Here is a 6,191-nt window from a genome sequence, read left to right as displayed (position 1 = left end):
AAACAGTTGCTTGGGCCTATTCACTGCGGCTGACCGAAGTCAGCACCCCTTCTCCCGAAGTTACGGGGTCATTTTGCCGAGTTCCTTAACGAGAGTTCTCTCGCTCACCTGAGGCTACTCGCCTCGACTACCTGTGTCGGTTTGCGGTACGGGTAGAGTATGTTTAAACGCTAGAAGCTTTTCTTGGCAGTGTGACGTCACTAACTTCGCTACTAAACTTCGCTCCCCATCACAGCTCAATGTTATAGAATTAAGCATTTGACTCAATTCACACCTCACTGCTTAGACAGACACTTCCATTCGTCTGCTTTAGTTAGCCTACTGCGTCCCTCCATCACTACATACTCTAGTACAGGAATATCAACCTGTTGTCCATCGGATACACCTTTCGGTCTCTCCTTAGGTCCCGACTAACCCAGGGCGGACGAGCCTTCCCCTGGAAACCTTAGTCTTACGGTGGACAGGATTCTCACCTGTCTTTCGCTACTCATACCGGCATTCTCACTTCTATGCGTTCCAGCACTCCTCACGGTATACCTTCATCACACATAGAACGCTCTCCTACCATACCTATAAAGGTATCCACAGCTTCGGTAAATTGTTTTAGCCCCGGTACATTTTCGGCGCAGGGTCACTCGACTAGTGAGCTATTACGCACTCTTTGAATGAATAGCTGCTTCTAAGCTAACATCCTAGTTGTCTGTGCAACCCCACATCCTTTTCCACTTAACAATTATTTTGGGACCTTAGCTGGTGGTCTGGGCTGTTTCCCTTTCGACTACGGATCTTAGCACTCGCAGTCTGACTGCCGACCATAATTCTTTGGCATTCGGAGTTTATCTGAGATTGGTAATCCGGGATGGACCCCTCACCCAAACAGTGCTCTACCTCCAAGAATCTCTAATGTCGACGCTAGCCCTAAAGCTATTTCGGAGAGAACCAGCTATCTCCAAGTTCGTTTGGAATTTCTCCGCTACCCACAAGTCATCCAAGCACTTTTCAACGTGCCCTGGTTCGGTCCTCCAGTGCGTCTTACCGCACCTTCAACCTGCTCATGGGTAGGTCACATGGTTTCGGGTCTACGACATGATACTAATACGCCCTATTCAGACTCGGTTTCCCTGCGGCTCCGTCTCTTCAACTTAACCTCGCATCATATCGTAACTCGCCGGTTCATTCTACAAAAGGCACGCTCTCACCCATTAACGGGCTCGAACTTGTTGTAGGCACACGGTTTCAGGTTCTATTTCACTCCCCTCCCGGGGTGCTTTTCACCTTTCCCTCACGGTACTGGTTCACTATCGGTCACTAGGGAGTATTTAGGGTTGGGAGATGGTCCTCCCAGATTCCGACGGGATTTCTCGTGTCCCGCCGTACTCAGGATACTGCTAGGTACAAAGACTATTTTAAATACGAGGCTATTACTCTCTTTGGCTGATCTTCCCAAATCATTCTTCTATAATCTTTGAGTCCACATTGCAGTCCTACAACCCCGAAGAGTAAACTCTTCGGTTTGCCCTCCTGCCGTTTCGCTCGCCGCTACTAAGGCAATCGCTTTTGCTTTCTCTTCCTGCAGCTACTTAGATGTTTCAGTTCACTGCGTCTTCCTCCTCACATCCTTAACAGATGCGGGTAACAGGTAGTACCTGTTGGGTTCCCCCATTCGGAAATCCCTGGATCATCGCTTACTTACAGCTACCCAAGGCATATCGTCGTTTGTCACGTCCTTCTTCGGCTCCTAGTGCCAAGGCATCCACCGTGCGCCCTTATTAACTTAACCTTATTTTTTGACCTTTCAGTCATAAACTCTTTTAATACTACAGCGTTTCGGTTTATTTTCTTGTTACTATTTGATATAGATATTCAATTTTCAATGTGCATTACTTGGTGATCTCTCACCAATGGAGCCTAGCGGGATCGAACCGCTGACCTCCTGCGTGCAAAGCAGGCGCTCTCCCAGCTGAGCTAAGGCCCCACAAGACCTCTCAAGACTAAACAAGACCAATGTGCAGTTCCTTATCCTTAGAAAGGAGGTGATCCAGCCGCACCTTCCGATACGGCTACCTTGTTACGACTTCACCCCAATCATCTATCCCACCTTAGGCGGCTGGCTCCTAAAAGGTTACCTCACCGACTTCGGGTGTTACAAACTCTCGTGGTGTGACGGGCGGTGTGTACAAGGCCCGGGAACGTATTCACCGCGGCGTGCTGATCCGCGATTACTAGCGATTCCGACTTCATGTAGGCGAGTTGCAGCCTACAATCCGAACTGAGACTGGCTTTAAGAGATTAGCTTGCCGTCACCGGCTTGCGACTCGTTGTACCAGCCATTGTAGCACGTGTGTAGCCCAGGTCATAAGGGGCATGATGATTTGACGTCATCCCCACCTTCCTCCGGTTTATTACCGGCAGTCTCGCTAGAGTGCCCAACTGAATGATGGCAACTAACAATAGGGGTTGCGCTCGTTGCGGGACTTAACCCAACATCTCACGACACGAGCTGACGACAACCATGCACCACCTGTCACCTCTGTCCCGAAGGAAAACTCTATCTCTAGAGCGATCAGAGGGATGTCAAGACCTGGTAAGGTTCTTCGCGTTGCTTCGAATTAAACCACATGCTCCACCGCTTGTGCGGGCCCCCGTCAATTCCTTTGAGTTTCAACCTTGCGGTCGTACTCCCCAGGCGGAGTGCTTAATGCGTTAGCTGCGGCACTAAACCCCGGAAAGGGTCTAACACCTAGCACTCATCGTTTACGGCGTGGACTACCAGGGTATCTAATCCTGTTTGCTCCCCACGCTTTCGAGCCTCAGCGTCAGTTACAAGCCAGAGAGCCGCTTTCGCCACCGGTGTTCCTCCATATATCTACGCATTTCACCGCTACACATGGAATTCCACTCTCCCCTCTTGCACTCAAGTTAAACAGTTTCCAAAGCGTACTATGGTTAAGCCACAGCCTTTAACTTCAGACTTATCTAACCGCCTGCGCTCGCTTTACGCCCAATAAATCCGGACAACGCTCGGGACCTACGTATTACCGCGGCTGCTGGCACGTAGTTAGCCGTCCCTTTCTGGTAAGATACCGTCACAGTGTGAACTTTCCACTCTCACACTCGTTCTTCTCTTACAACAGAGCTTTACGATCCGAAAACCTTCTTCACTCACGCGGCGTTGCTCGGTCAGACTTCCGTCCATTGCCGAAGATTCCCTACTGCTGCCTCCCGTAGGAGTCTGGGCCGTGTCTCAGTCCCAGTGTGGCCGATCACCCTCTCAGGTCGGCTATGTATCGTCGCCTTGGTGAGCCGTTACCCCACCAACTAGCTAATACAACGCAGGTCCATCTGGTAGTGATGCATTTGCACCTTTCAATTAATTATCATGCGATAATTAATTTTATGCGGTATTAGCTATCGTTTCCAATAGTTATCCCCCGCTACCAGGCAGGTTACCTACGCGTTACTCACCCGTTCGCAACTCATCCAAGAAGAGCAAGCTCCTCTCTTCAGCGTTCTACTTGCATGTATTAGGCACGCCGCCAGCGTTCGTCCTGAGCCAGGATCAAACTCTCATTAAAAGTTTGAGTTCTCACTCATTTCTGTCACTGACAGATTTATTGTTTTTCATTGTTCAGTACTATAACCTTAGTTATAGTGCCCTGCACATTGGTTCGTCTTGTTCAGTTTTCAAAGGTCTTTGTCACTCAATCTCTCTCAAGCGACAACTATATTAGTATATCACAGCTCCCTGTCTCTGTCAACAGTTTTTTTAAACTTTTTTCAAGTTTTTTCTAACCACAATACACCATAGTCCGTACGGGATTCGAACCCGTGTTACCGCCGTGAAAAGGCGGTGTCTTAACCCCTTGACCAACGGACCTTGAGCTTTTCAACTCTTTCTATTATACCTACTTTTTTACCTTTGTCAAGAACTTTTTTCAATGAAGTTGATTTTTTATTTTCTTCACTAACTTAACAACTGCTTCTGTCCGTGCAGTGTGGGGAAACATATCGACCGACTGGATATACTGGAGATCATAGACTTTTACTAGTTTAACCAAATCTCGTGCCAAGGTCGAAACATTGCAGGATACATAGACCATTTTTTCTGGAACATAGCTCAGAATGGTATCCAACAGCTTATCATCTAAGCCTGTACGAGGAGGATCGACTATCAAGGCATCTGCTCGGTAGCCATCTTGATACCAGCGTGGAATAATCTCTTCTGCTGTTCCCGCTTCGTAATGGGTATTGTCAAATCCCATTTTTTTAGCATTTCGCTTAGCATCTTCAATGGCTTCTGGAATAATATCCATTCCTCTGAGACTCTTGACCTTATTTGCGAAGGCAAATCCGATCGTCCCGACACCACAATAGGCATCAATCAGATGGTCTTCTTCACTAATATCCAGGGCCTTAACTGCTTCACTATAGAGTATTTCTGTTTGCTCCGGATTGAGCTGATAGAAGGCACGGGGTGAGAGAGAAAACTCATAGTCGAGTACTCCTTCTTGAATGCTCTCTTGGCCCCAGATAATTTCTGTCTTCTCACCATAGATTTCACTTGATTTTGCTGTATTTGTATTGACAGCAACCGTGACAACTTCTGGAAAATCATTAACTAGGTCTTTGACTAGTTGATTCAAATTAAGCTGGCGATTCGTGACAACAATAATCTGAACTTGCCCCGTTTTTCTTGCTCTGCGTACCATGATAGTGCGAACACCTAGCGTTTTTCTCTCATCGGTAATAGGGATTTGGTGGTAAGTAAGAAGTTCAGCTAGGCGATTCGCAATCACTTGGGTTTCCTTATCTTGCACTAAGCAGTCTTTCAATTCTACGAGATAATGAGAGTTTTGCGCATACAAACCTGCTTTGACCTGATTTTTAAATTTCCGAGTCTGGAATTGAAGCTTAGCACGGTAGTACTTTGGTTCCTGCATTCCAATAGTTGGACGAATTTCATAGTTTTCATATCCTGCAGGGGCAAATTTTTTCAGAGCTTGGTAGAGCAGATTCGTTTTGAACTCTAGCTGCTTATCATAGTGGAGGTGCATGATTTGGCAACCACCACATTCATTATAAATCGTACAAGCTGGTACGACTCGAAATTTAGACTTCTTATTAACCTTTAGTAATTTGGCTTCAACAAAGTTACGTTTAATAGAAGTAATCTGACAATAGATATCTTCTCCCTTGAGGGCGCCAGGCACAAAAACGAGGGTTTTCTGGTAAAAACCGATTCCCTCACCATTAATGCCCATACGCTTGATTTTTAAAGGTATTTTTTGTTTGACTTTCAGATTCATACCCCTATCTTATCACATTTTAGGGTATAATAGAACTATGAAAATCACAAAACTTGAAAAGAAAAAACGCCTCTACTTGATGGAACTAGATGGACAGCAAACCTCTTATATCACGGAAGATACCATTGTCCGTTTTATGCTATCTCGAGATAGGGTCATTAGTAAAGAGGAACTGACCGAGATTCAGGACTTTGCTCAGTTTTCTTATGGTAAGAATCTCGCTCTCTACCATTTATCCTTCAAGGCCCGTACTGAAAAGGAAGTGCGAGAGTATCTGAAAAAGTATGATATTGATGAAAAAATAACTAGTCAAGTTATCGCTAACCTTAAAGAAGACAACTGGATTAATGATCGTCAGTATGCCTACTCTATCATCAATGCAAATCAACTTTCTGGAGATAAGGGACCTTATGTGCTAGCTCAAAAACTATCTCAAAAAGGGATTGCCAAATCAACTATTGAAGAGGTTTTAAAGGATTTTGATTTTTCAGAGGTTGCTCAACGTATTGCAGAGAAACTGCTTAAAAAATACGCTGGAAAACTTCCCGCTCGTGCCTTGCAGGATAAGATTATTCAAAACTTGACCAACAAAGGCTTCTCCTATTCTGATGCTAAGAATGCCTTTGACGATTTGGACAGTCAAGTCGACCAAGAAACGACTCAAGAACTCATTTTTAAAGAGCTAGACAAACAATATGCTAAGTATGCTCGAAAGTATGAAGGATACGAACTTAAACAGCGTTTAACCCAAGTTTTAGCTCGAAAAGGCTATGATTTTTCGGATATAGCCAGCGCTCTCAGAGAATATCTTTAATATTTTCGTGTAAAATTCAAAAAAATTAGACCGATTTATGATATAATAGTAAACGATAAACTTATAAATTG

The 6,191-nt window shown here is 45.3% G+C and carries 2 protein-coding genes, 2 tRNA genes and 2 rRNA genes (1 of these 6 cut by a window edge); 1 reads left to right on the top strand and 5 read right to left on the bottom strand.

Features of this window, described 5'->3' with window-relative positions; translation table 11 throughout:
- From GOM47_RS02065 to rlmD, 5 genes are all read right to left on the bottom strand, one after another.
- A 23S ribosomal RNA gene (locus GOM47_RS02065) occupies positions 1-1,780 on the bottom strand (it extends 1,123 nt beyond the left edge of the window).
- Positions 1,781-1,902: 122 nt separating this feature from the next.
- Positions 1,903-1,975, bottom strand: a tRNA-Ala gene (locus GOM47_RS02060).
- 51 nt (positions 1,976-2,026) lie between these two features.
- Positions 2,027-3,575: ribosomal RNA gene (locus GOM47_RS02055) — 16S ribosomal RNA — on the bottom strand.
- The 16S and 23S rRNA genes sit together here with 2 tRNA genes alongside, the layout of an rRNA operon.
- 230 nt (positions 3,576-3,805) lie before the next feature.
- A tRNA-Glu gene (locus GOM47_RS02050) sits at positions 3,806-3,877 on the bottom strand.
- 58 nt (positions 3,878-3,935) lie between these two features.
- A complete protein-coding gene (rlmD, locus tag GOM47_RS02045) occupies positions 3,936-5,306 on the bottom strand; it encodes a 23S rRNA (uracil(1939)-C(5))-methyltransferase RlmD (protein ID WP_235080913.1) in 1,371 nt (456 codons plus the stop codon).
- Positions 5,307-5,343: 37 nt separating this feature from the next.
- On the opposite strand from rlmD, the gene recX reads away from it, so the two are divergent.
- Positions 5,344-6,120, top strand: coding sequence for a recombination regulator RecX (recX, locus tag GOM47_RS02040; RefSeq protein ID WP_235080912.1), 777 nt, complete (start codon positions 5,344-5,346; stop codon positions 6,118-6,120).
- The last annotated feature ends 71 nt before the right edge of the window (positions 6,121-6,191 follow it).

The organism is Streptococcus oralis, assembly GCF_021497945.1.
Lineage (GTDB): Bacteria > Bacillota > Bacilli > Lactobacillales > Streptococcaceae > Streptococcus > Streptococcus oralis_BR.
This window is presented reverse-complemented; position numbering and strand designations above follow the sequence as displayed.